This is a genomic window from Streptomyces sp. Z423-1, assembly GCF_013009255.1.
In the GTDB taxonomy this organism is placed as follows: domain Bacteria; phylum Actinomycetota; class Actinomycetes; order Streptomycetales; family Streptomycetaceae; genus Streptomyces; species Streptomyces gossypiisoli.
Genome location: NZ_CP053109.1, coordinates 1,975,251 through 2,000,159 on the forward strand (window position 1 = coordinate 1,975,251; position 24,909 = coordinate 2,000,159).

General features: G+C 73.0%; 15 protein-coding genes. 8 read left to right on the forward strand and 7 right to left on the reverse strand.

The genetic code is table 11. From position 1 onward, the window contains the following. Positions 1-7,809, reverse strand: coding sequence for a non-ribosomal peptide synthetase (locus HJD23_RS09070; protein WP_277347773.1), 7,809 nt, complete (start codon positions 7,807-7,809; stop codon positions 1-3). 259 nt (positions 7,810-8,068) lie between these two features. On the opposite strand from HJD23_RS09070, the gene HJD23_RS09075 reads away from it, so the two are divergent. Continuing rightward, on the forward strand, positions 8,069-8,815 hold the full coding sequence (locus tag HJD23_RS09075) for an alpha/beta fold hydrolase (protein WP_171116184.1): 747 nt from the start codon (positions 8,069-8,071) through the stop codon (positions 8,813-8,815). Between the two features lie 278 nt (positions 8,816-9,093). Here HJD23_RS09075 and HJD23_RS09080 read toward each other — a convergent pair whose 3' ends face one another. Beyond that, complete coding sequence (locus HJD23_RS09080) at positions 9,094-9,858, reverse strand: alpha/beta fold hydrolase (protein ID WP_232107654.1); 765 nt, start codon at positions 9,856-9,858, stop codon at positions 9,094-9,096. A 292-nt stretch (positions 9,859-10,150) separates the two neighbouring features. Here HJD23_RS09080 and HJD23_RS09085 point away from each other — a divergent pair, with 292 nt between their 5' ends. The 4 genes from HJD23_RS09085 (at position 10,151) to HJD23_RS09100 (ending at position 15,467) form a co-directional block, all read left to right on the forward strand. Then, the gene (locus tag HJD23_RS09085) at positions 10,151-10,459 is read left to right on the forward strand and encodes an acyl carrier protein (protein ID WP_171116188.1); all 309 of its coding nucleotides are present in this window, start codon (positions 10,151-10,153) and stop codon (positions 10,457-10,459) included. Further along, positions 10,456-12,792 carry an amino acid adenylation domain-containing protein gene (locus HJD23_RS09090; protein WP_171116190.1) on the forward strand — a complete coding sequence of 779 codons (2,337 nt, stop codon included), beginning with the start codon at positions 10,456-10,458 and terminating at the stop codon, positions 12,790-12,792. The genes HJD23_RS09085 and HJD23_RS09090 overlap by 4 nt, the downstream gene beginning before the upstream one ends. Before the next feature lie 82 nt (positions 12,793-12,874). Beyond that, entirely contained in the window at positions 12,875-14,212 is a 1,338-nt protein-coding gene (locus tag HJD23_RS09095) for a vanadium-dependent haloperoxidase (protein ID WP_171116192.1), read from the forward strand. A gap of 7 nt (positions 14,213-14,219) precedes the next feature. Further along, on the forward strand, positions 14,220-15,467 hold the full coding sequence (locus HJD23_RS09100; protein WP_171116193.1) for a hypothetical protein: 1,248 nt from the start codon (positions 14,220-14,222) through the stop codon (positions 15,465-15,467). A 136-nt stretch (positions 15,468-15,603) separates the two neighbouring features. Here the strand turns inward: HJD23_RS09100 and HJD23_RS09105 are convergent, their stop codons facing one another. Beyond that, on the reverse strand, positions 15,604-16,443 hold the full coding sequence (locus tag HJD23_RS09105; protein ID WP_171116195.1) for an ABC transporter permease: 840 nt from the start codon (positions 16,441-16,443) through the stop codon (positions 15,604-15,606). After that, entirely contained in the window at positions 16,443-17,429 is a 987-nt protein-coding gene (locus tag HJD23_RS09110; RefSeq protein ID WP_171116197.1) for an ATP-binding cassette domain-containing protein, read from the reverse strand. The genes HJD23_RS09105 and HJD23_RS09110 overlap by 1 nt, the downstream gene beginning before the upstream one ends. 120 nt (positions 17,430-17,549) lie before the next feature. Here HJD23_RS09110 and HJD23_RS09115 point away from each other — a divergent pair, with 120 nt between their 5' ends. From HJD23_RS09115 to HJD23_RS09125, 3 genes are all read left to right on the forward strand, one after another. After that, positions 17,550-18,263, forward strand: a complete 714-nt coding sequence (locus HJD23_RS09115; RefSeq protein WP_171116199.1) for a TioE family transcriptional regulator — start codon at positions 17,550-17,552, stop codon at positions 18,261-18,263. A gap of 45 nt (positions 18,264-18,308) precedes the next feature. Further along, complete coding sequence (locus HJD23_RS09120; protein WP_240980979.1) at positions 18,309-19,070, forward strand: alpha/beta fold hydrolase; 762 nt, start codon at positions 18,309-18,311, stop codon at positions 19,068-19,070. A 94-nt stretch (positions 19,071-19,164) separates the two neighbouring features. Next, a complete protein-coding gene (locus HJD23_RS09125) occupies positions 19,165-20,202 on the forward strand; it encodes a DUF2332 domain-containing protein (RefSeq protein ID WP_197972487.1) in 1,038 nt (345 codons plus the stop codon). Here the strand turns inward: HJD23_RS09125 and HJD23_RS09130 are convergent. From HJD23_RS09130 to HJD23_RS09140, 3 genes are read right to left on the reverse strand one after another with little or no spacing between them, the layout of a single operon-like run. Next, on the reverse strand, positions 20,199-21,992 hold the full coding sequence (locus tag HJD23_RS09130) for an ABC transporter ATP-binding protein (protein ID WP_171116204.1): 1,794 nt from the start codon (positions 21,990-21,992) through the stop codon (positions 20,199-20,201). The genes HJD23_RS09125 and HJD23_RS09130 overlap by 4 nt on opposite strands. Further along, on the reverse strand, positions 21,989-23,728 hold the full coding sequence (locus HJD23_RS09135; protein WP_171116206.1) for an ABC transporter ATP-binding protein: 1,740 nt from the start codon (positions 23,726-23,728) through the stop codon (positions 21,989-21,991). Before HJD23_RS09135 ends, HJD23_RS09130 begins: the two co-directional genes overlap by 4 nt. Next, positions 23,725-24,858, reverse strand: coding sequence for a SagB/ThcOx family dehydrogenase (locus HJD23_RS09140; protein ID WP_171116208.1), 1,134 nt, complete (start codon positions 24,856-24,858; stop codon positions 23,725-23,727). The genes HJD23_RS09135 and HJD23_RS09140 overlap by 4 nt, the downstream gene beginning before the upstream one ends. Positions 24,859-24,909: the final 51 nt, after the last annotated feature.

Genomic DNA, 24,909 nt, shown 5'->3' on the forward strand with positions numbered 1-24,909 from the left:
TTACCTTTCGGTCATCCTGCGCAGAGGCTTCCGGACGGAGGTCGACAGGCCGCTCCAGCGCCGGGCGAGCTCGGCGACGGTCGGTGCGGCGAAGATGGTGCGGATCGGGATCTCGACGCCCATGTCGGACCGCACTCGCGCCACGAGCCGGGTGGCCAGCAGCGAGTGCCCGCCGAGGGCGAAGAAGTCGTCGTCGACGCCGACCCGTTGCACGCCGAGGATTTCGGCGAAGAGCGCGCACAGCGCGACTTCCCGGGGTGATTCCGGCGCGCGGTACTTGGCGCTGTTCGCCTCGGGCCGGGGCAGCCGCGAGCGGTCCAGCTTCCCGTTGGCCGTCAGCGGGATGGCGGGGAGGGCGACCACCGCCGACGGGACCATGTAGTCGGGCAGCCGCTCCCGCACGAACTGCTGCAACTCCCTGGCCGGCGGTACTTCCGCGTCGTCGGCGGCGACGACGTATCCGACGAGGCGCTTGTCGCCGGGCTGGTCCTCGCGCACCGTCACAACGGCCTCGCGGACGGCCGGGTGCCCGGTCAGGGCGTGCTCGACGTCGCCCGGCTCGATCCGGAAACCGCGGAGTTTGATCTGGAAGTCCGCCCGGCCGAGGAACTCGATCTCCCCGGTCCCCGACCAGCGGGCCAGGTCTCCGGTGCGGTACATCCGCGTGCCCGGCGGGCCGAACGGATTGGCGACGAACCGTGTGGCGGTCATGCCCGGCTGCCGGTGGTAGCCGCGGGCCAGGCCGTCCCCCGCGATCCACAGGTCTCCGCCGACGCCCGGCGGGACGGGCCGCAGGGCCGCGTCCAGGATGAGGACCTGGGTGTTGGCGATGGGCGTCCCGATCGACGGCGGCTTGCTGACCGAGACGTCCGCGAGGGTCGACCAGATGGTGGTCTCGGTGGGCCCGTACAGGTTGATCACCTGCGCGGCGTGGGCGCACAGCTTCTCGGCGAGCGGCCGGGGCAGGGCCTCGCCGCCGGTCAGGACGCGCAGGTCGGCCAGGCGGCTCGCGTCGTGCAGTGCGAGCATCTGCCACAGCGCCGGGGTCGCCTGCATGACGGTGACGCCGGCCCGACCGACGAGATCGAGCATGGCCTCCGGGTTGGCGACATGGTCGCGGGTGGCTAGCACCACGCGCGCCCCGGTGGTGAGCGGCAGGAACAGCTCCAGTGCCGCGATGTCGAAGGCGATCGTGGTGACGGCGGCCAGGCGGTCGGACGCTGACAGGCGGAGGGTGCGCTGTGTGCCGGCCAGGAAGTTGGTCAGGGCGCCGTGGCTGACGACCACGCCCTTGGGCCTGCCCGTCGAACCGGAGGTGTAGATGGTGTAGGCGGCGTGGCCGGGGGCCGGGACGTGCCCGGGGTCGTGCGCCGGGTACCGCGCAAAGTCCGTCCGCTCCAGCAGGGTCTCGTCCAGGACCAGGGACGCCGCGCAGTCCTCGATCACATCCCGCACCCGGGCGGCGGGATGGTCGGGGTCCACGGGGACATAGCAGCCGCCGGCCTTCCAGACCGCCAGCAGCGCCGCCACCAGGTCCGCCGAGCGGGGCAGCAGCACCACGACCCGGCTCTCGGGCCCGATGCCCTGCGCGATCAGCCAGTGCGCCATCCGGTTGGCGCGCTCGTCCAACTCGGTGTATGCCAGGCGCTGTTGGCCCGCCTCCAGGGCCACCGCGTCCGGGGTGGTCCGCGCCTGCCGGGCGAACCGCTGCGGCACGCACTCGTCCGGCACGTCCAGCGCGGTGTCGTTCCATTCGTGGACCACCAGCTGTCGCTCGGCGTCGGACAGCACGTCGACCGCTGCAGTGCGGGTGCGCGGGTCCGCCAGGAAGCTCCGCAACACCCGGCCGAAGCGGTCGGCTGTCGCTTCGACCGTGTCCCGGTCGAGGACGTCCGGGTGGAACTGGAGGGTCACGCTCAGCATGGGGTCGGCCGCGGCGAGCACGGTCAGCGGATAGTGGGTCGGCGCGAAGGGCCGGATGCCGGTCACCGTCAGGTCCGCGGACGCGCCGGCCTTGGACAGCGCCTCCCGGTCCACGGGGAACGACTCGAAGATCACGATGGTGTCGAAGAGCGTGGGCAGTCCGGTCGCCCGCTGGATGTCGCCGAGCCCGGCGTGGTAGTGCTCCAGCGTCCTGGCCTGGGCGTCCTGTACCGCGAGGAGCATGCTTTCGAGGCTGTCGGCGGGCGCGCACCGCACCCGCACCGGCACGGTGTTGGTGAACATGCCGACGGCGGTGTGCACGCCCGGCAGTTCGGGTGGGCGTACGGTGACCGAGGTGCCGAAGACGACGTCGGAGTTCCCGGTGAGCTGGGCGAGTACGACCGCCCACGCGCCCTGCACCAGGACATTGGGCGTGATGCCGCACGCCGCGGCCTGACGCACCACGAGGGCCGCTTCCTGGCGGGTGAGCGGGACGTCGACCTGACCGACGTCGGTGGCCGTCTCCCCCTTGTCGGCGGGGGCGAGCCCCGCGGCCAGGAGGGTGGGCTGCGTGAGGTCGGACAGTTCCTCGGCCCAGGCCGCGACGGCCTCGCCGGTGTCCTGCCGCGACTGCCAGCGAAGGAACTCCCGGTAGCCGTGGTCGACCGGTTCACGGTCGTCGGCCGGGCCGGCGTACAGGTCCATCAGTTCCTGTTCGATGAGTGGCAGCGACCAGCCGTCGAACAGCGCGTGATGCGCGGTCAGCGCGAGTTCGGCCTGCGTCGGACCGAGGGTGATGAGGCTGAACCGGAGCAGCGGTGGGGTGTCAGGGCGGAACTGCGCCTCGCGTTCCTCGGCCAGGACCCGGGCGAGTTCCTCCTCGGCGTTCGGCCGGCCGGTGAGGTCGACGTGCCGGAAGGGCACTGCGACGCCGTCCACGACCACCTGGACCGGTTCTCCGGTGGACTTCGTCACGAAGGCGACCCGCAGGTTGGGGTGCCGGTCCAGCAGGGCCTGGGCCGCGGCGCGAAGCCGCGCCGCGTCCACCGATCCGCTGATCCGGAACGCGAACTGCGTCTGGTACGACGCGGAGGCGCTGCCCCCGAGCATGCTGTGGTACAGCAGCCCGTGCTGGAGCGGCGTCAGGGGCCACACGTCGTCGATCCGGCCGTAGCGGCTCTGCCAGCCGTCCAGGTCCTGCTGGCGGACGTCGACCAACGGCATGTCGGAGGGGGTCAGCCCGCTCGCGCCCGTGGTCGCCTGTGCGTGGAGGGCGCGCAGAGCCGTCTGCCAGGCGTCGGCGAGGTGCCGCACCTCGTCGGTGGACAGCACTCCGGTGGCGAACGTGAACAACGCCTGGAGCTGTTCGCCGTCGCCGGTGTCGGTGACGAGGGAGTCGAGTGCGAGTGCGGAGATCAGCGGCGTGTCCGGGTCCGGTGCCGCGACCAGCTCGGCGCATTCCGGGGCGGGGGTCCACGCCGTTTCGTGGTCGGTCCGGGAACGGTCGAAGGAGAACCGCCCGAGGTAGTTGAACCCCACTTCGTCGGCCGGGTGGTCGCGCAGGACCGCCGCGGTCGACTCGTTGAAGTAGCGCAGCAGGGTGTAGCCGATGCCCTGGTCGGGCAGGACGCGCCGGCCTTCCTTGACCCGCCGGAGCGCGTCCGCCGCGGCGGGGCCGCCGCCCAGCGCGTCGGTGACGTCGATGCCGGAGAGGTCGAAGCGGACCGGGTGGACCGTGGTGAACCAGCCGACCGTACGCGTCAGGTCGGCGCCCGGAACGAGTTCCTCCTGCCGTCCGTGCCCTTCCAGCCGTACGACCGTCCCGGCGGCGTGCGGGCCGCTTCGCCGCCCGGCCAGTGCGAGGACGAGGGCGGTGAGCAGCACGTCGTCGACACCACAGCGGAAGGCGGCCGGGACCGACGTGAGCAGTTCCCTGCTGAGATCGGCCGGAACGTCGACCCTCAGCGTCTCCGCCGTCGCGGTCAGGTCGGCCTTCGGGTCGAGGGGCCGGGCGCCCAGCGGGTCGCCGGACGGCGCGAGGATCCCGCGCCACAGGTCCAGTTCGGCCACGCGCTCGGGCCGTACCGCGTCGTCCGCCAGTTCGTCCAGCCAGCGCCGCAGCGACGTTCCCACCGGTGCCAGTGCCGGCGTCCGTCCGGACCGGAGCTGCCCGAAGGCCTCGGCGAGGTCGGGGACGAGCACGCGCCACGACATTCCGTCCACGACGAGGTGGTGGGCGGCGACGAGCAGCCTGCCGGGTCCGCCGTCCGACGGTTCGAACCAGACGAAGCGGAGCATCTGCCCGGCCGAGGCGCTGATCTCGGCGATCACCTTCGCGGCCTCAGCCTCCAGCAGCGCCCGCCACGAGGGCCCGTCCCAGTCTCCGGGGCACGGCACGCGCCGGACGAGCCGGTCCGCCGCCACCGATCCCGGCGGCTGGATCAGCAACGCGCCGTCGGTCAGCCGGGAGCGCAGCACATCGTGCCGGTCCAGGACCGCCCGCACGGTCGCGGTGAGCAGGTCGAGCCGCATGTCCGCCGGCAGGGTCAGCACCAGCCACTGGGCCAGCCTGTCCAGGCCCGGTCCGCGCTCGGCGAACAGGCGCGCCATGGGCGGCAGCGGTATCGGGCCGACGCGGCCGCTGTCGGCCGCGGCCTCGGTCCCCGCGGCGGCCGGGGCGTCGGCCGGCGTGGCCACGGCCGCCAGCGCGGCGACGGTGCGGCGTTCGAAGACGGTCCGCGCGGTGAGCGCGAGGCCGCCGGCGCGGGCGAGCGTCACCACCCGCATCGCCGAGATGCTGTCACCGCCCAGGGCGAAGAAGTCGTCGTCCAGACCGACGCGACCGGTGCCCAGCACCTCGGCGAAGGCGTCCGCGAGGATGCGTTCCTCGACGGTCCGCGCCGCCCGATGGGCCCGCCGTGTGACCTGCGGTTCGGGCAGCGCGGCGCGGTCCCGCTTGCCGTCCGTCGTCAGCGGCAGGCTGTCCAGGACGACGACGACCGCGGGCACGAGGTGTTCGGGCAGCCGGGCGGCGACGTGACGGCGCACCTCGGCCACGTCCAGCCCGGCGCTGAAGTCGACGTCCTGGCCGGCGGCGCCCAGCCGGCCGGTGGTCGCGGGCACCACGTAGGCGACCAGCTGGGCGGGCTGGTCGGGGCCGTCGGGCCGGGCGGTCACGGCGGCCTGGGCCACTCCGGCGTGGGCGGTGAGGACGGCTTCGACCTGGAGCGGATCGGCCCAGAAGCCGCGGATGCGCACCCGCTGGTCGGCGCGTCCGACGAATTCGAGTTCGCCGTCGGCGTTCCAGCGGGCCAGGTCGCCCGTGCGGTACATGCGCGTTCCGGCGGGGCCGAACGGGCACGCGACGAAGCGGTCCGCGGTGACGGCCGGACGGTTGAGGAAGCCCCGGGCCAGCGCGGCGCCGGTGACGTACACCTCGCCCACCACCCCGGCCGGTGTCATGTGCAGGTGGCGGTCCAGCACGTGGACGCCGGTGTTCTGGATCGGCCGTCCGATCGGCACGGTGGGCGAACCGGGCCGGTGCTCCCCCGAGGTGACGTCCAGCGCCGTCCCGGCCGGACCGTAGAGGTTGTGGACCGGGACGTCGCAGATCTCGCGGAACCGTGCCGCCAGGTCGGCCGGGAGCGCTTCCCCGCCGCACAGGACGCGGCGCAGGCCCGCGCAGGCGGTGGCGACGGCTTCGTCGCGGACGAGTTCGGCGAGCACGGACGGCACGAGGTGGACCGTGGTGGCACCGGTCCGCCGGACCGCCGCGGCGAGCGAGGCGGCGTCGCGGTGGACGTCCTGCGCCGGCATGATGATCGTGGCACCGGCGATCAGGGGCCAGAGGATCTCCCACGCGGAGGCGCCGAGGGACGCCGGGGCTTCGTACAGCACCCGGTCGGTCGCGTCCAGCGGGTGTCGCCGCTGCATCGACAGCAGCCCGTTGGCGAGTGCGGTGTGCGTCACGACGACTCCGGCCGCCTGCCCGGACGGCCCCGACGTGTAGCGCAGGTACGCGGCGTTCTCGCCGCGGCAGCCGTCGAGCGGTGCGGCGGCCGGCTGCGCCTCGGCGCCCTGCGGGCCGGCGGCCCGCTCGATGACGCTCGCTTCCCACAGCGGCTGTGCCCCGTCGAGCGGCGTGACGGCCAGTCCGTCGATCCCGGCGACCGTGAGCAGCAGCGCCGGCCGGGCGTCGCTCAGCATCGCCTCCACGCGGTCCGACGGGCAGTCCGGGTCGATGGGGAGGCAGGCGGCCCCGGCCTTGAGGACCGCGCACACCGCGACCACCAGTTCGACGGAACGGGGAACGGCCACGGCCACGTACCGTTCCGGCCCGGCACCGCGCTCGACGAGCCTGCGCGCGAGGGCGTCGGCCCGCACGGACAGTTCCCCGTAGGTCAGGGCGGTGTCCTCGTGGAGGACGGCGACCGCCTCGGGAGCGGCGGCCGCCCGCCGGTCGAGCAGGGCGGGCACCGTCACACCGTTCAGGTCGACGACGGGTCCGCGGGAGCGGTCGAGGAGCGCGGCACGCTCCTCCTTCCCCACGGCTCCTACGTCCCGGACGCGTGCACGCGGGTCGGCGAGGGCCGCGCGGACGAAGGCGACGAACCGTTCGGCGAGCCCGGCGATGTCCTCGTGGGTGTACAGGTACCCGGGGGCGTCGAACCGGACGTACAGGTCGCTGTCCGCACCGCCGTCCGTGTAGGTGGAGATCCTCACTTCGTCCGGCAGGCCGAACGTTCCGCCGGAGAACCTGCCGACGGCGCCCGCGAGGTCGAGTTCCTTGAGGAAGGGGATGACGTTGACGACGGGGCCGAACGGGCTGCGGGCGTCACCCGCGTGACCGGCAGCGCGCTTGATCAGGGAGACGTTGTACTCGGCGTGCCGCAGCACCCGCAGACGCTCCGTCCGCAGCGACTGCGCCAGCTCGACGAAGTCGGCCGACGCCGGCACGTCCACCGTCAGGGGCAGGGCGTTGGAGTACAGGCCCAGCGCGTTCCTGATGGTGCCGCTGCGATAGTTGACGGTGAAGGACAGCAGCGGCTTGGGCACGTCGCACATGCGGTGCAGGAAGGCGGTCGCGGCCGCGGTGAGCAGGTCCGGGACGCTCGTACCGGCCGACTCGGCGGCCTCCTGCCACCCGGCGGCCTCGCTCGCGGCCACGCTGGTGGTGTAGCTGGACACGCCCAGCGGTGCGGTCAGGCCGTCCCAGAACCCGGCGTCGTCGGCACGGGTCGCGGCGTCCGCGCGCATCCCCGCCGGCAGCCGGGCGGCCGTCCCGTCGGCCGCTACGTAATCCCGCCAGAACCGTTCCGCGTCCGTGAAGCGTCCCGACGACCGGTACGCCGCCTCCCGCTCGCCGGCGATCTCGGGCGGGGTGCCCGGCCGTTCGGGCACCGGGGAGCCGGCCCGCAGGGCGCGGTAGACCTCCGCGACGCGCTGGGACAGCAGGGTGAAGACGCCGAACGCGTCGGTGAGGATGTGGTGGAAGATCAGGCATACGAGGTGATGCGCGTCGCCCATCCGGACGGAACCGATCCGGAACAGCGCGTCCGCACTGAGGTCGAACGGGCGCCGGACCTGTTCCGTGAGGAACGCGCGAGCCGCGTGCGCCGGGTCGGCGGCATCGCTCACGTCCACGCGGAAGACGTCGTACGCGTCCGGTTTCCGGGTGACGAGCCGCAGCGCGTCGTCGTCCCGCCGGAAGTTCACCAGGAGGGCGCTCGCCTCCCCCATGGCCGTTCTCAGCGCGTCTTCGAGGTCCCGCAGGTGCAATTCGCCCCGGACGTCCCAAATGGTCGTGGTGCTGTTCGGCACCTCAGGCGCAAGATTCTGTTCCAGCCACATTGCCTCCTGTGCCGAAGAAACACCGCCAGAACCCATGCAGACTCCCCGAAGAAGTAACTCTCGAACGTCACCCCAGCCATGACCGGCGGAAGTCGCCGTCGTACGGGGGCCCACCCTAGGAAGCGAATCTCGGCACCCCGCGAGCGCCTGAAAGATGTCCGCCAGAAGCCGGTGTGCATGACCGATCGCACCGCCCGGCGATGTCTTACCTATCTCTTTCGCGATTCACGTGACGGGCACCGGAAGGACAAACGATGCGGTTTCAAGACGGTCGGCTACCGAGAAGGACGGATCGATGAGCCGGATGCGGCAACAAGGCTGGATACGGACACTGGCCAAGGTCGAGACTCCCGCCGTCCGCATGGTGTGCTTCCCGCACTCCGGAGGTTCGACGACCGCCTTCGCCGAATGGGCACCCGCGATGCCGCCCGGCGTGGAACTCGTGGCCGTCCAGTACCCCGGGCGCGGTGACCGGTTCGGCGAGCCGCTCGTGGCCGACGTGGCCGAGATGGCCGGCCGCGTCGTGTTGGAGTTGCTCCGGCTGCCCACCTGCGACCAGGTGCTGTTCGGGCACAGCCTGGGCGCGCTGGTGGCCTACGAGACCGCCCTGCTGCTGCGGGACATGGGCGCTGAGCCGAGGAGGCTGTGCGCCTCCGCCTGTCTCCCACCCGGCCACATGCGCAACCGGGACATCCACCTGGCACCCGACGACGAGTTCTGGACGGCCCTGTACGCGCTGGGCGGCATCGACCCCGGGATCGCGGAGAACGAGGAGCTGCGCGAGTTGCTGGCGCCGACGCTGCGCTCGGACCTGCGAGCGCACGCGACCTACCGGCCTCGCTCCGAGACCAAGCCGCTGGCGTGCCCGGTGAGTTGCTACCACGGCGACGGTGATCCGCTGGTGGACGAGAAGCAGCTGACGGAGTGGGCCGACAGCACGTCGGGGGAGTTCACGCTGAGGGTGCGGCCGGGCGGGCACTTCCACGTGGCCACCGACGTCGCCGGGCTGGTCGCGGACGTTCTGGGCCGGGAGCCGGCCTGAACGGGTACGGCGGATGGCGGGGTTGAGCCCGGTCCGGTGGTCCGGAGGCCGACCGGTGCGTTCCGCACGTCGGGTTCCCGCAGGCGCGCGGCCGGGCCACGGGGCTCTCGCAACCGGGGCCCTCGCATCCCTTGGCGGCGCCCGGCGCGGGTAGCGCGAGCGCCGACGCCGAACACGTCACTGCTGGCCCTGCCGGACGAACCGGTCGCCGCGCTCACCCGCCGACAACGAGCGCGGCCTGTTCGCGCCGCACTCGTCCATCGGCACGAGGGCCGGGCTCAGGCTCCGGTCGTCAGGCCCTCGCGGATGACCGCCGCGAGCTCCGCCGGCCGGCTGCTCGGCAGGTCGTGGCCCCCCGCCAGCGACACCATCCGGAACGGCCCGGTGGTGAACCCCGACCACGCCTCGATGTTGACGGGGTCGATGGTGTGGTCGTCGCGGCCGAACACGGCCACCGTCGGAGCCGACACCCGTTCGACGGCCGCCCCGCTCTCGAACACCTCCAGCTCGTAGGTCTCGATGAGTTCGTAGTCGGCACGCAGGGCGGGCTCGACGATGTCGAGCATTTCCTGGTTGGCGAGGATCTCCGGCGGGAGATAGCCGTCGGTCACGACCTGCTGGAAGAACTCCTGCCGCGGCCGCCGCCACGTGGGCTCGCGCCGAACGCTGCCGGGCGCCTGGTAGGACGAGGTGACCAGTCCTCGCACCTGGGCGGGGTCCAGGCGCCGCGCCACCTCGTAGGCGATCACCGAGCCGGCGCAGTGACCGTACAGCACCACCGGCCGTCCCTGGGCATGGCGGAGCAGTTCGTCGACGAGCTTGTCGGCGAGCACGGGCATGACGGTTTCCATCGGGTCATCGAGCCGGGACTCCCGCCCCGGCAGGCGCACGCCGAAGGTGTCGAACGTGTCCGCGAGTTCGACGCACAGCGGACGCACTGTGGTCACGCCGGCGCCCGCCTGCGGAAAGGCGTACAACACGCACCCTCTGCTCTCACCGCGAGGGGCACCGACGAACCAACGGTTTCTCGTCTTCGTTCCCATGTACGTGAGGATGACCAGTGCGCACCGTCCAGGGGCGGCAACCCTGACTGACCTCTGAAAGATCCTCGGACAACTGCGGAACGCCACGGCGAGACTGACACCCCGATGGGGCCGTCACGGACCCCGCATCCGACGATCCCGCCGCCCGCGACCTGCTCGGTCCGACCAGGAGTCAGCGGACTCACCGCTCGTGACGGCGACGATCCGCCACCTGTTCGGCGACGGGGGGGCCGCGCGGCCGCGGCCGTCGGCCGACGACGCAGTGCACCGTGAGAGGACGCTGGAGCGAGTGGTGAACGACATCCGATCGGGCGGGATGGCGAGCCCGGATCACGACGGCCACGACGGCACGCAGCGTGGGCTGCTGCACGCTCATGTGCGGGCCGAGTGGGCCGACGCGCTGGGGCACGACGACTTCGCCGACGACGACGACTTCTTCGAGGTCGGCGGGCATTCCCTGCTGATCGCCGACATCATGGCCAAGCTCGGGGCGCTGGCCGGCACGCGCCTGTCGCTGCGGCTCTTCTTCGACCACCCGACGGTGAACGAGCTGACGGACGTGCTGGCGGCCGACGAGGCCTTCGGATCGCTCGCCCGATGAGCATCCCGCCGGCCTCCGCTTCGGGCGCTCCCAGGAACGGGTGGAACGAGACCGTACGGCCGTTCCGCGACGACGCCACCATCCCCGACCTGCTCGCCGACGCCGCCCGGCGGCACCCGGACCGCCCGGCGATCGTGACGTCCGACAAGCAGGTCCTCACGCACGGCGAGCTGGACCGCCGCTCCAACCGGCTGGCGCGGCTGCTGCGCGACCTCGGACTGGGCCGGGGCGACAGCGTGGCCCTCTACGGCGAGCGTGACGTGTCGGCCCTCGTCGGGCTGCTGGCCGTGCTCAAGTGCGGCGCCGCCTACGTCCCCCTCGATCCGGCGTGGCCCGCGCGCCGCGTGGTCGAGCTGCTCGACCGGCTCGACGTGGCGGCGGTGCTCACCGACCGCGCCCATCTGCCCTCCGTGCAGGAACTGCGGTGGGAGGTGCCGTCGTTGCGGCACGTGCTGTGCCCCGACATCCCCGAGGAGTCCTCGTGGTCGGCCACCTTCCAGCGTGAGCGGGTCACCAAGTTCTTCGACTTCATGGCGAGCGCTCCCGACCAGCTGGAGGCCGCCGGCTTCAACATGCGCCGCTCGGAACGGCCCTTCGACGAGCAGGACGTGCTGGGCTACCGCGACCATGTCGCCTCGTTCGTGCTGGGCGCGACGGCCGCCGAGCGGCCCGCGATCCTCGAGATCGGATGCGGTTCGGGCCTGATCGTCGAAGCCCTGGCGCCGCGAGCCTCCCGCTACGTCGCCGTGGACCCCTCACCGGTGTCCGTGACCCGGAGCCAGGAGGGCGGGGCCCGCTCCGGGGGCGAGGTCGAGGGCGTGGTGTGCTTCGCCCACGAGGTCGCCGAGCGGGTGCACGGTCCGTTCGACGTCGTCGTGCTGGCCAGCACGGTGCAGTTCATGCCGGACCTCGACTATCTGATCGGCGTCCTCGACTCGCTCCTCGGCCTGCTCGCCGACGACGGCGTCATCGTGCTCGCCGACCTCATCGATCCCGAGCTGGACACCTACGCCGGCGTCCGGGTGTCACCCCACTTCGTCGAGCGCCTGCCCGAACTCCTGCCCGGGGTGGCCGAGGCCCGGGTCCACCGCCGCCGGGCCGAGGTGTTCGCCGGCGAGCTGGCCCACCGGTACGACGCCGTGATCCGCGTGGCGCCGTCCCGCGTCCGGGCGGCGCCGGGGCGGGAGCCGCTGTGGACCGGACACCACGTCGAGCTGCGCCCGGCCGATCCCCTCACCGCCGGCCCGGCGGCCGACGACGTCTGCTACACCATCTTCACGTCCGGCTCGACCGGTGCGCCCAAGGGCGTCGTGGTCACCCACCGGTCGGTGGTGAACCTCATCGACTGGATGAACCGCACCTACGACGTGGGGCCCACCGACAGAATCCTGTTCGTCACGTCCTTCTGCTTCGACCTGTCGGTCTACGACATCTTCGGCGTGCTGGCGGCCGGCGCGTCCGTGCGGCCGGCGTCGACGGCGGAACTGGCCGAGCCGGACAGTCTGGTGGACGTGCTCGAGCAGGAGGACATCACGATCTGGGACTCGGCGCCCGCCGCCCTGGGCATGGTCATGCCCTTCGTCCAGGTCCGTGAGCCGGCCGGACGCGACACGCTCCGCCTGGTGCTCCTCAGCGGCGACTGGGTCCCGGTGCCGCTGCCCGACCAGATCCGGGCCGCCTTCCCGCGGGCCCAGGTGGTGGCGCTGGGCGGCGCCACGGAGTGCACCGTCTGGTCGAACCACTACCGGGTGGGCGACGTCGACCCGGCATGGCCGAGCATCCCGTACGGCACACCGATGCAGAACGCCCGGTACTACGTGCTCGACGGCGGTCTGCGGCCCTGTCCCGTCGGCGAGGAGGGCGATCTGTACATCGCCGGGCAGTGCGTGGCGCTGGGCTACGCCAGGTCCCCGCACCTCACGGCCGCCAGGTTCCTGCCCGACCCGTGGGCCCACCGTCCCGGCGAGCGCATGTACCACACCGGTGACCGCGCGCGGTGGCTGCCGAGCGGCGACCTGGAGTTCCTGGGCCGCCTCGACGACCAGGTCAAGGTGCGCGGCTACCGGATCGAACTGGGCGAGGTGCAAAGCGCCCTCCTCCAGTGCCCGGGCATCCGGGCCGCGTCGGTGGTGGCGCCCTCGGGGCCTCGCGGACGGACGCTGGCCGCCTTCTACGTCCCGACGGCCGAGCCGCTGCCCAAGTCCGAGATCGTCGGCGCGCTGCGGGCGATCCTGCCGTCGTACATGGTCCCCACCCGCGTCGTCGCCCTCGACGAACTGCCCCTGACCAGCACGGGCAAGGTCGACCGGGCGGCCCTCCTGCGCCGGCTGTGAACGGGTCCCGGGCCGTGGCCGACCCGGCTCCGAATCCCGGCTCCGAACCCCGAACCCCCAACCACGAACACGATGGAAAGGCATGGCGATGACGACAGGATCGTCCGGATCCTCCATATCACCCCTCACCGCGGGGACCTCGCGGCGCAGTTTGCTGATCTCCGCGGCCGGCGTCGCGGGCTTCGCGGCTCTGTCCGCCACCGGGGCTCAGGCCGCTCCCCTGGCGTCCCCCCGGACCGGTTCCCGCCCGGATGTCGTGGGCCGGTGGTTCGACGAGATGCTGACGACGTTCCGGGCGTCCCCGACGGCCGGGCTGCCCGAGCGGATGTGGGCGATGAGCTGGATGGCGGCGTGGTCGGCGCTGGGCTCGCGACGGGCGGCGTCGGCACGGTCGTGGCAGCAGCGGGCGGTGTTCGAGGACGCCGCCACGGCGACCGCGGTGCACGACGTGCTGAAGGCGCTCGTCCCCGACCAGGCGGCCAAGCTCGACGGCGTGCTGAGCGATTCGCTGTCCGGGCTGGCCGCGGGCGCGGCCAAGGAGGCGGGCATCGCCGCCGGCCGGGAGGCCGCGGCGGCGATGGTCACGGCGCGCACCGGTGACGGCCTCGACATCGCGTCGGTGAACGCGCCGTTCACGCTGCCGCCCGAGGCACCCGGGGTCTACCGGCTCACGCCCGGGGCGACCATGCTGGTCGGGGCCGGGTACGGCCGGGCGCGCCCGTTCCTGCTCGGCCGGGCCGATCGGTTCCGGCCGGCTCCGCCGCCGGCGCTGGGCACGAGCAGGTACCGACGGGACCTCAACGAGGTGCAGCGCTTCGGCGGGCAGGTCTCCGAGCGGACCGAGGAGCAGAGCGACCTGGCGTGGCTGGACCCCATGACGCAGTACGTGCCGGTGCTCCGTTTGCTGGCCGGTGACCCGGACCGCTCCCGGCGAAGCAAGGTGCGGCTGCTGGCGGCGCTCGGCGCGGCCATCGTCGACGCCAGCATCGCCACGTTCGAGGCCAAGTACGCCTACCTGCACTGGCGGCCGGTCACGGCCATCCACGCCGCGGACACCGACGGTGATCCCCGCACCGCTCCCGACCCCGACTGGGCCCCGTACCTGCTGTCGCCCCCGCACCCGGAGTACCCGAGCGGCCATGCCGTCACCGCCGGCGCCGCCGAGCAGGTGCTCACGCGACTCGTCGGGCCCCTCGTTCCGGCGGCGTTCTCGATCACGTATCCGCGGGGCGACGGCCGGACCGTGACCCGCCAGTACCGGCGCGGGACGCCGTGGTGGGCGCTGACGCAGGAGAACGTCGACGCCCGCGTCCTGGCGGGCGTCCACTTCCGGTTCTCCGACGAGGTCGGCGCCACGCTCGGCCGCCAGGTCGCCCACTACAACCTGCGCCGCCTGATGCGCGGCCACGGCGACCGGTGAGGGTGACATGGTGAGGAGATCACGGCCCCTGGCGGCCGCCGCGCTGGTGGTGCTGATGACGACGGGCTGCTACCAGGGCATGGAGTCGCCGGCCTGGGGCATCGGTGACCGCGGCGACGTCGCGAGCATGACGCCGCTCCCGGGCACCCGGACCACCGCCCCCCTCGTGATGAACCCCGGCGCCGACGGCGACCGGCCGGCCGGCGTCGTACCGGCCGGGCTGCGGGGCTCGCCGGCCAAGGCGGCCGGCGGGTTCCACGACATCGGATCGCTCGCCGGGACCGGCACCCAGAGCGAGGCCACCGACCTCAACGACCGCGGTGACATCGTGGGCGCGACGGCGGTCCCGGGCTCCCGGGCGACCCACGCGTTCATCATGAACCCCCGCGTCCACGGCGGCCGGCTGACCGACATCACGCCGTCCGAGCCGCGCAGTTCGCGAGCGGAGGGTGTCAACCGGTCGGGCACCGTGGTCGGCACCCTCGGAGCGCCGGGCAGCGGCCAGCGGCTGGAGCCCTTCGTCTGGCGGGCACACACCGGGCTGGACGTCCTGCCGCTGCCGCCCGGGGCCGACGGCGCCCAGGCCGTCGACATCAACGACAAGGGCACGGTGCTCGTCGTCGGCACCAACGCGGCGGGCGTGGGCCTCCCCGTGGGGTCGTTCCTGTGGGACCCGGCGAGCCGCACGTACACCGCGCTCCCGACGCTCGATCCGTCGGCCGACGGGCCCGTGTCGCTCGCGCGCACGCTCGACGAGCGCGGCGGGGTGGCCGGCGGTGTGGTGACCGAGGTCGGCGAGCAGCGATGGCACCACACGGCGGTGGTGTGGGAGCCCGGCACGCTCACCCCGCGTCAGCTCTCCGGCGGACCCGATTCGTTCGCCACCGACCGCAACGAGAACGGGCTGATCGTCGGCTGGCAAATCAGCGCGCCCGGCGGGGCGTCCACCGCCGTCTACTGGCCGAGTCCGAACGCCGATCCGGTCGCACTGCCCGGTCGCGTGGCGTACGAGGTCAACGACCGCGGCCAGATCGTGGGCATCCGCGACTTCCCCACCTCGTCCGCGTTCCCGTTCACCGCGGTCATGTGGGAGCCGGGCCGGGGGCGCACGACCGATCTCGGCGACAAGAACCTGGGCTCGTACGTCCTGGCGGTCAACTCCTCGGGCCGGTCCGCCGGTTTCGCCGTCGCGGCGGGCGAGGGACGCACGTACAACACCGCTGGTTGGTGGGACAAGCCCCGGCGTGCGGGCTGACCCGGGCGCTGTTGACGTCGAAGCAACCGCGTAGTGGTCCCCCTCCGGGCGGTGCCGTTGAGGCATCACCGGGAGGGGGACATTGTGCTGACCGGGACAGACGGCGTCCGCGGGCCGGAGGTCCCGCGGACGGTGCTCACTTGGAGTGCAGGCTGTACTTGCGGGTGGCGAGCGGGGCGAAGACCGCGACCAGCAGGACGGACCAGCCGACCGTCAGCAGGACGTCCGTTCCCGCCGCGTTCCCGTTGAACAGGTCGCGCAGTGCGTTGACGGTCGTGGTCATGGGGCTGGCATCGGCGTACACCTGGAGCCAGCCCGGCATCGAGTTGGTGGGTACGAACGCGGACGAGATCAGGCTGAACGGGAAGATCCAGATCAGGCCTGCCGACTGGGCCGCCTCGGCGTTGGGCACCGACAGGCCGATCATGGCACCGACCCAGGTGAGCGCGTAGCCGAACAGCAGCAGCAGCGCGACGCCGCCGAGGGCGGGCAGGAACCCGCCCTGGAAGCGGAAGCCGATCAGCAGGCCCATGAGCACGACGACCAGCACAGCCACGACGTTGCGGACGACCTCCGACACCGTACGGCCGACGAGGACCGCGGAACGGCTCATCGGCATCGAGCGGAACCGGTCCATCAGGCCGCGCTCCATGTCGGTGGCGATGCCGATCGTGGTGCCGGCGACGGAACCGAACAGCACCATCTGCACCAGGATGCCGGGCAGCAGGAACTGCGGGTAGTTGCCGTCCTCGACGTTGATCGCCCCGCCGAACACGTAGGCGAACAGCAGGATGAACATGACCGGCTGGACCAGCGAGAACATCACCAGTTCGGGGCTGCGCATCAGGTGCCGGAAGTTGCGCAGCGCCATCTGCCACGCGTCGGACAGCCACCATGTCAGGCCGCTGCGCTGCTGTGCGTCGGTGGCGCCGAGCTCCGTGGTGTCGAGCCGCGAGTCCAAGGACGTGGAGGCCATCACTGCTTACCGCCCTTCTTCTTGGTGTCGGCGTTCTCGGAGGCCCGGGCCGCCGCGGTGTGCCCGGTGAAGGCGAGGAACACGTCGTCGAGCGTGGGCCGGCGCACGGCCACGTCCGCGATCGCGATCCCGGCGTCCCGCAACGGGTCGAGCAGTTCGTTCAGCGTCATGCCGGCGGACAGGGGCGCGTGCACCTGCATCGTCTCCGCGTCGCCGACCGGCTCGGTGCCCAGCGTCTCCCGCAGGATGCGCGCCGTCGCGTCGACGGCGGCGACGTCGACGAGAGTGACATCGGCCCACGCCTGGCCGACCTGAGCCTTGAGCTGGTCCGGTGTACCGCCGGCGATGATCTCGCCGTTGTCGATCACGGACAGTGAGTCGGCGAGGTGGTCGGCCTCCTCCAGGTACTGCGTCGTGAGCAGGACGGTGGTGCCTTCCGCCACCAGCTCCTTCACGGTGCGCCACACGTCCATGCGGCTGCGCGGGTCGAGGGCGGTGGTGGGCTCGTCGAGGAAGATGAGCCAGGGCCGCCCCATGAGGCTGGCGGCGAGGTCCAGCCGGCGGCGCATGCCGCCCGAGTACGTCTTTGCCTGCCGGTCGGCCGCCCCGACCAGGTCGAAACGCTCCAGCAGTTCATTCGCCCGGGTCTTGGCGTCCGCGGTGGACATCCGGAACAGCCTGCCGATCATGTGCAGGTTCTCCCGGCCGGTCAGCATGTCGTCGACCGCGGTGTACTGACCCGTCAGGCCGATGATGGAGCGCACCTGGAGGGGGTTCCTGCGCACGTCGAAGCCGAACACCTCGGCCTTGCCCTCGTCAGGCCTGAGAAGGGTGCTCAGGACGCGCACGGTGGTCGTCTTGCCCGAACCGTTGGGCCCGAGAAGACCGTGCACGGTGCCCTCGGGCACGCTGAGTTCGAGGTGATCCAGGGCGGTCACCGAGCCGAATTTCTTGCACAGTCCAGCTACTTCGATCGCTGCTGGCATCCAGGTTCCTTTCCAAGGGACCAACGCATTCCGGCGTGCTGGGCCTGGAATCTACACCTGCACAACCAGTTGAACCTTTGCCCGTGAAGTACCTTGAAAGAAAGCTGTAGAGTCTCAAACGTGGCACATTTCCGACCTGCCGATCTCGCCCGGCGGCACGGCATCTCGGCGCAAACCGTGCGCAACTACGAGCGCGACGGCCTCCTTCCCCCCGCCGAGCGTACGCAGACCGGCTACCGGCGGTATACCGAGAAGCACGCCGCGGCCCTGCGGGCGTACCGGGCGCTCGTCCCGGCGCACGGGTACGCCGAGGCCGGCACGATCATGCGTGATGTCGTCGCGGGACGGCTCAACGACGCGTTGACCGCCATCGACCGCAGCCATGCCGAGCTTCTGCGGGACCGGGGAACCCTGGACGCCGTCGACGAGGTCCTGACCCATCTGACGAGGCGTTCGAACGCCGCCTGGCGCGCCCCGAGGAACACCCAGCCGTTCAGCATCGGGGAGCTCGCCCATCGCCTCGGCGTCAGCGTGGCGACCATCCGCAAGTGGGAGGCGGTGGGCGTACTGGCTCCCGTCCGCCGGCCGGAGACGGGGCATCGCACGTACGACGCCGACGACATCCGCGACGCGGAGCTCGCACACTTCCTGCGGCGCGGCGGCTACCCGCTCGAGCTGATCGCCACCGTGGTCCAGCAGGTACGAACGGCCGGGGACACGCAGGCGCTGGCCGCGGCCCTCGACGACTGGCGGCAGCGCGTCACCGCTCGCGGCCTGGCCATGCTGGACGCGGCCGCCCAACTCGCCGGCTACCTCGCGCTGAATGAGAACTGAAAGATCCCTCGCCGGAGCCTCCGCCGTCCTGCGATGCTCCGGAACATGCAGCACCGAACTCGCCAACGTGACTGGCTGCGGCCGTTCCATGAGGTGCCCCGTCCGGCCGCGAGGGTGGTGTGCTTCCCGCACGCCGGGGGCTCCGCGACCACTTTCGCGCCGTGGGCTCCCGCGATGCCGCCGGAGATCGCGCTGTACGGCGTGCAGTACCCCGGCCGGGGAGACAGGCTCGGCGAGCCGATGGTCGAGACGGTCAGGGAGATGAGCTCCTCCGTCGCGGCCGAGCTGCTCAGGATGGACCCGACGCCCTGCGCGCTGTTCGGGCACAGCCTGGGCGCGCTGGTCGCGTACGAGACAGCCGTCCTGCTCCGGGACCGTGGCCGGGAACCGCGGCACCTCTTCGTGTCGGGCTCGGCAGCCCCTCCGCTCGCTGGCGGCGGTCGCACACATCAGGAATCCGACGAGCAGTTCTGGGCCACCGTGTGCGGACTCGGCGGCACCGATCCAGAGATCGCGGCCAATGACGAGTTGCGTGAGCTGATGCTGCCGATCCTCCGTTCCGACATTCGCGCCAGCGAGGTCTACCGTCCCGCCGCGGCGGGACGACGCCCTCTCTCCTGCCCCGTTCGCTGCTATCACGGCGACGGCGATCGGACCGTCGATCCGGCGCCGCTTGCCGCGTGGGGAGAGATCACGACGGGCGCCTTCACTACCCGCGTGCGTCCCGGCTCGCATTTCCACATCACCGTGAATCCGACGGAACTGGCCGACGACGTGGTCAACTCCCTTCGCCGGCACAGCAGCTGAGGTTCGCGACTTCCCAAGGGCTAGACTCGTCGGGATGTCAAGACCGACCGCAGGGAGCGCTGCACCCGTGGGTAGGGCCCGCACACTCGCTCAGGTGTACCGACGCTTTGGTGAGGTCGATGCCGCCGAAACATCGCCGCTGTACGCGCGCGTCGCCGTCGCCCTGAGTGAGTCCGACGAGGCGCTGCGCGCCATCGAGGCGGCGCCGGCGCGCAGGCGGCACCCCACCGTGATCCTCGCCGCGCTGCACGACCTCGCCCTCGCCGGACACGCCCCGGCGCTTGCCGCGGCCCATGCCGCCGCGGACGGCGACGCTGCCGCTCGCGCGGCGATCGACACGCTGTTGCGAATGACCGACTCGGTCGTGGCCGTCGCCGTGCGCCGGAAGACGCGGCCCAACGAGACCGGACGCTGCGCCGTGCTGTATCCGGCCATTGCCGAGGCGGCGCGCCGGGTGGGCGCGCACGCGGTGGGGCTGATCGACGTGGGCTGTTCGGCCGGGCTCAATCTCAATGTCGATCGCGTGGGCCTCACGTACAGCAACGGACCATCGCTGGGCGACCCGTCGTCTCCCGTCCAGATGTCGTCTTCGACCGTGGGCGACCGGCCCGTCCCGACGCGGGCGATGCCCGAGGTCGTCGCCCGGGTGGGCGTCGATCTCGATCCGGTTGACGTGACCGACGCGGATGAGGCCCGATGGTTGCGCGCCTGCCTGTGGCCGGATCAGCGGGAGCGGCTGGCGAGGCTCGATGCGGAGATGGCGCTGGCGGCGACGGCACCTCCGCTGCTGCTGCAAGGTGACCCCGTCGAGGTGCTGCCCGAAGCCTTCGCCCGTGTGCCCGCGGACGCCCTGCCTGTCGTCACCACGACGTGGGCGCTGTCGCAGTTCACGCTCGAGAGCCGCCTGCGCTTCCTGCACCGCCTCGACGAAGCGGCGACCGGCCGGGCGGTGGCGTGGGTGTCGGTCGAGGGCGTCGGAGTCGCGCCGGCGATTCCGACACTGGGTGATCGCCGCGCCTCCGGCCACAGCATCATCGGCCTGGCGGTGTTCGAGCAGTCGGCTCTGCGCGCCGAGGCCATCGGCCGCTGCTGGTCGCAGGGCCGCATGCTGGCGTGGCTGGCAGAGTCCTAGTGACGTGAGTCGGAGACTCGTTTCTCCGGCTCAGGTCGGGACGGGGTGACGGCGAGGACGCGGCCCAGCGCGCTGTCGGGGCGGGCGGTGAGTTCCTCCCAGGTGCCTTCCTCCGCGATGCGGCCGGCTTCGAGAACGGCGATGCGATCGACGCGGCGGATGGTGGCGGGGCGGTGGGCGATGACGACCGTGGTGCGGCCTTCCTTGCCGAGAGCGGTGGCGAGTTCGGCGTCACTGGCGTTGTCCAGGTGGGCGGTGGTCTCGTCGAGCACCAGGACTCTCGGCTCGGCCAGCAGCGCGCGGGCGAGAGCGATCCGGGCGCGCTGGCCGCCGGAGAGGGTGGAGCCGCGCTCGCCGACGAGGGTGTCCATGGGGGCGATCCGGTCGACGCCGCACAACCGGGCCGTTTCGGCGAGGAGGTCGTCGTCCGCGTCGGGTGCGGCGAGCCGCAGGTTGTCGGCGAGGGTGCCGTGGAAGAGGGGGGTGTCCTGGCCCACCACGGCGACCGCGCGCCGGAGCTCGGCATCGCTCACGTCACGTACGTCCACGGGATCGCCGTCGCCGGGTATCAGGTGGACGGTGCCCGAGGACGGGTCCCAGAAGCGGGCCAGCAGGTGGGCGCACGTCGACTTGCCGGCCCCCGAGGCGCCGACCAGCGCGAGGGTCTGCCCCGCGCGGACCGTCAACTCGACTCCGTCCAGCACGGAGTGACCGCCGTAGTCGAAGCTCACCCGGTGCAGCCGGACGCCCAGCGGACCGGAGGGCAGCGGACGGGGCGAGGCGGGCGGCGGGGCGAGCGCGGGCGCCTTCAGGGCCGCGTCGACCCGGGCGGCGGCAGCGCGCAGTCCCACTGCCTGGCTCAGTGCCCTGGCCGACTCGGCGACCGGGCCCAGCACGGACAGGGCCAGCGCCATCGCCGCCGGGGCCCAAGCGCCGTGCAGCCGCCCGGAGGTCACGGACTGTGCCGCGGCGGCCACCACGCCGAGGACCGCGACCACGATGAGGAGGTCACGGACCGCGGCGGCCATCGCCTCCCAGGTGGCCTCGGCACGCTGGGCCTCCCCCACCCGCCGGCCCTGCTCTGCGAGTCGGCGGCGCCGCTCGGCAAGCCCGCCGAAGGCGAGCAGCTCACGCAGCCCGTCGACGGTCTCCACGGTGTCGGCCGACAGCTTCGCCGAGGCCGCCCGGGTGCGGGCTCCGCGCGCCGCGCGTCCGCGCGCGTCGGCGAAGGGCGCCACGGCGAGCAGCGCGGCGACCGGCAGCACCGCCACCAGCAGCCATGGCTCCACCGTGGCCAGCACGGCGGCACCGCCGGTGAACACCACGCCGGATGCGAGGAGTTGGGCGGTGGTGTGGGCGTAGAAGAACTCCAGTGCCTCGACGTCGGCCATGGCGGTGGCGGCCAGGTCTCCGCTGCGCCGGCCGGCGACGCGGGCGGGCGCGCTGCGGGCGAGCCCGTCGAAGACGCGCACCCGCAGTTCGGCCAGCACCCGGTAGGCCAGGTCGTGGCTGAGGTCCATCTCGCGCCAGGTCATCAGGGCGCGTACGAGGACCAGGACGATGAGCGCGCCGACCGTACCCGCCGAGGGGGCGCGGTCCTCGATGACGGCGGTTCCGACGGTGTGCGCGGCGAGCGTCAGCAGCGTGACGAGCGAGCCCTGTTCGACGAGTGCGGCGGCACAGGTGCGGGCCATCATGATCCGGTGCCCGGCGAGGGCGGGGAGCAGGGCGCGCAGTGAGCCGCGCGCGGGCATGTCGGCGGTACCGCGATCGGTGGTGGTGGTGCTCATGCGGCGAGCCCTCCCTGGTGAGCGTGGCCCGCCTTGACGAGCTCCGCGTAGACGCCCCCGGCCTGGACGAGGGTGGTGTGCTCGCCGACGGCGTCCACGCGTCCGCCGTCGAGGACGACGATGCGGTCGGCGTGCCGGACGGCGGCGAGCCGGTGGGCGACCACCAGGACGGTCCGGCCGCCCGCGGCGTCGAGCAACTCGCGGACGATGTCCGCCTCACGGCGTTCGTCGACCGCGCTGGTGGCCTCGTCGAGGACGAGCACCGGAGCGTCGGCCAGCAGGGCGCGGGCGAGGGCGAGCCGCTGCCGCTGGCCGCCGGACAGGGTGGCGCCCCGTTCGCCGAGCACGGTGGCGTAGCCGTCGGGGAGGGCGGCGATCTCGTCGTGGATCCCGGCGGTGCGGGCCGCGCGCATCAGCGCGTCGTCCGTGGCGTCCGGCCGGGCCAGGCGCAGGTTGTCGGCGATGGTGGCGTGGAAGAGGTACGTCTCCTGGGAGACGACGGCGATGCCCTGCCGCAGCGAGTCCAGCGCGTACGCGGTCACGGCGCGGCCGTCGAGGGAGATCCGGCCACCTTGCGGGTCGTGATGGCGCAGGAGCAGGGCGAGAAGCGTGGACTTGCCGGCGCCCGAAGGGCCGACGATCGCGGTCGTACGCCCTGCCTCGGCGGTGAAGGTGACGTCGCGGAGCGCGGGCGTCTCGGCACCGTCATAAGTGAACTCGACGTCCTCGAAGCACAGTTCGGGCGGGCTCGGCCAGTGTGCCGGTGCCGTTCCGGTGTCGGGGACGGCGGGTTCGGCGGTGCGCAGCGCCGCTAGCCCGTCCGCGGCCGACACGCCCAGGTACCCGGCGTGCCATTCGCGGGACAGGTCGCGGACCGGCCGGAAGCACTCGGAGGCCAGCAGCAGCACCAGGTACGTGCCGGTCGCCGTGGTGGATCCGGTGACGGCCGACCAGCAGGCGAGGAGCCCGGCGGCCGCGGTGCCGCCCTGGATGGCCAGGTCGGTGATGCCGGTGTCGACGAGGGACACGCGCAGTTTGGCGACGGTGGCCCGGTGCAGCGCCGCCGAACGCTGCTCCAGCCGCTCCCGGGTGCGCCCGACGGCGCCCGCGGCCCGCAGGGCGGGCATGCCCTGCAGTGCTTCCAGGTAGTCGGCGCCCAGCCCCTCGTACGTGTCCCAGTGCTCCTTGCCGCGCTCGGCCAGCAGCCGGTCCCAGGCGCGCGGCCCGGCGAGGGCGAGCAGCAGGGCGGGGACGAGGCCGAGGAGGGCGGCCGGTTCGATGACCGCCAAGGCCGTGAGCAGCAGGGGCGGCACGGTGAGGGTGATCAGGAGCTGGGGCAGGTAGCGGGAGACGTAGGCGTCGACGCCCTCCACGCCGTCGACCAGGGTGGTGCGGACGGCCCCGGCGCGCGCGGTGGTCAGGTGCGCGGGTCCCAGCCGTCCGAGGTGGGCGAGGAGTTCGTCCCGCAGCGCCACCCTGACGCCGGCCCCGGCACGGGTGGCGGTGCGCCGCTGCCAATTGCCGAGCCCGGCGCGTGCGGCGACGACGCCGAGCACCGCGCCGAGGAGCAGCGGGAGCCGGTCCGTGTCACCGCGGGCCAGGTCGGCGAGGGCGAGCGCCAGCAGCACGGCCTGCGCCAGGTGGGTGAGGGTGACGGCCCCCTGCAGGAGGGTGGCCGCGAGCAGGGGGTGCCGTGCGTGACGTGCGGCGCGGCGCAGCTCGGGGTGGACGATCACGAGGTCTTCTCCTCGTCGGGGTGGGTGGTGCCGAGGGCCAGGCCGTGGACGATCCAGTCCCGGCCCGGTGCGGCGCCGAGCGCGGCGCCCAGGTCCGCCTGCTGCCAGGAGCCGACGGGGCGGGCGGCCGACCCGTGTCGTACGGCGGTCAGGTGGGCCAGGTGAACGGCGAAACCGGCCCGTAGGTGCGCTCGGCGGATCCGCGGAGCGTCGGCGTCCGAGGGGCAGCCGTAGGCGAGCAGGACGGCGCCCGCGTCCGCGAGCCATGCCTGACCCGCGGCCCAGACGGCGAGCGTCGGCCGGGCCTCGCCCGCCGCGAGGCGCCGCAGTGTGCCGTCGGGGGCCAACTCGACCAGTTCGGGCCGCGGTTCGCCGACGGCGGCGCACCAGGCGAGCTCACCGGCGCTCGCCTGGACGGCGGTGGCGAGCAGCGCACGCAGTACGTCAGGGGGCGGGGTGCCCCGTAGCGGTGGCGGGGCGCTGCGACGGGCCAGCAGCTCGCGGGGGGCGGGCGCGTCCATGCTCGCCCCGGCGGGCCGGGAAGCCCGGCCTCCTCCCTGAGGCGGGGCGAAGTGCACTGCGGCGAGAGGGTCCTCGGCGAGCCCGTCCAGCCGGGGCAGGGACTCGCAGGTGCCCAGCGCGCGGGCCGCGAGCCACAGCGCAGCGACAACGTGCCCCGTGTCCAGCAGCATCAGCGGCCAGGCGCGGTGGCCGTAGTGGGAGACCGTGCGTCGCGGGGTGACGGAGAGTTCGACGGTCGCCCCGGGCAGCGCGCCGTCGGGTTCCCGGCCGAGGCGGTGCACGCGGTGGCGCAGCGGGTCGTAGCCGTAGCGCCCGGGCGGCAGCGGGCAGCCGGCGCCTACGACGAGTCGGGCGTCCACCGGGTGCAGCGCGCCCGCGGAGGGCGCGGGCCGCAGCCGCCCGGAGCCGTCCGAGGCCGCAAGGGAGAGGCTGAGCAGGGCCCGCAGGTCCAGCTCCCCGGCGCGGGCCTCCGGTATGGGCAGCGGCGGTCCCGGCCAGGCACGGACGGCGGGCCCGGCAGGTGTGTCGGGGCCGGGATTCTCCGGGGAGCGGGCGCGGGCGAGGGCGGCGACGAGGTCCACCGGACGGTCTTCGCGTGCAGGTTGCATGAGGCGTGCCCCATGGGCGTGTTCCCCGGGACCGGCCTCACGGACGTGTCC

Excerpts from the sequence above, each read along its gene's own strand:
- HJD23_RS09070 (WP_277347773.1), bottom strand. The coding sequence starts at position 7,809 with ATGGGTTCTGGCGGTGTTTCTTCGGCACAGGAGGCAATGTGGCTGGAA.
- HJD23_RS09075 (WP_171116184.1), top strand. The coding sequence starts at position 8,069 with ATGAGCCGGATGCGGCAACAAGGCTGGATACGGACACTGGCCAAGGTC.
- HJD23_RS09080 (WP_232107654.1), bottom strand. The coding sequence starts at position 9,858 with ATGGGAACGAAGACGAGAAACCGTTGGTTCGTCGGTGCCCCTCGCGGT.
- HJD23_RS09090 (WP_171116190.1), top strand. The coding sequence starts at position 10,456 with ATGAGCATCCCGCCGGCCTCCGCTTCGGGCGCTCCCAGGAACGGGTGG.
- HJD23_RS09095 (WP_171116192.1), top strand. The coding sequence starts at position 12,875 with ATGGCGATGACGACAGGATCGTCCGGATCCTCCATATCACCCCTCACC.
- HJD23_RS09100 (WP_171116193.1), top strand. The coding sequence starts at position 14,220 with ATGGTGAGGAGATCACGGCCCCTGGCGGCCGCCGCGCTGGTGGTGCTG.
- HJD23_RS09105 (WP_171116195.1), bottom strand. The coding sequence starts at position 16,443 with ATGGCCTCCACGTCCTTGGACTCGCGGCTCGACACCACGGAGCTCGGC.
- HJD23_RS09110 (WP_171116197.1), bottom strand. The coding sequence starts at position 17,429 with ATGCCAGCAGCGATCGAAGTAGCTGGACTGTGCAAGAAATTCGGCTCG.
- HJD23_RS09120 (WP_240980979.1), top strand. The coding sequence starts at position 18,309 with ATGCAGCACCGAACTCGCCAACGTGACTGGCTGCGGCCGTTCCATGAG.
- HJD23_RS09130 (WP_171116204.1), bottom strand. The coding sequence starts at position 21,992 with ATGAGCACCACCACCACCGATCGCGGTACCGCCGACATGCCCGCGCGC.
- HJD23_RS09140 (WP_171116208.1), bottom strand. The coding sequence starts at position 24,858 with ATGCAACCTGCACGCGAAGACCGTCCGGTGGACCTCGTCGCCGCCCTC.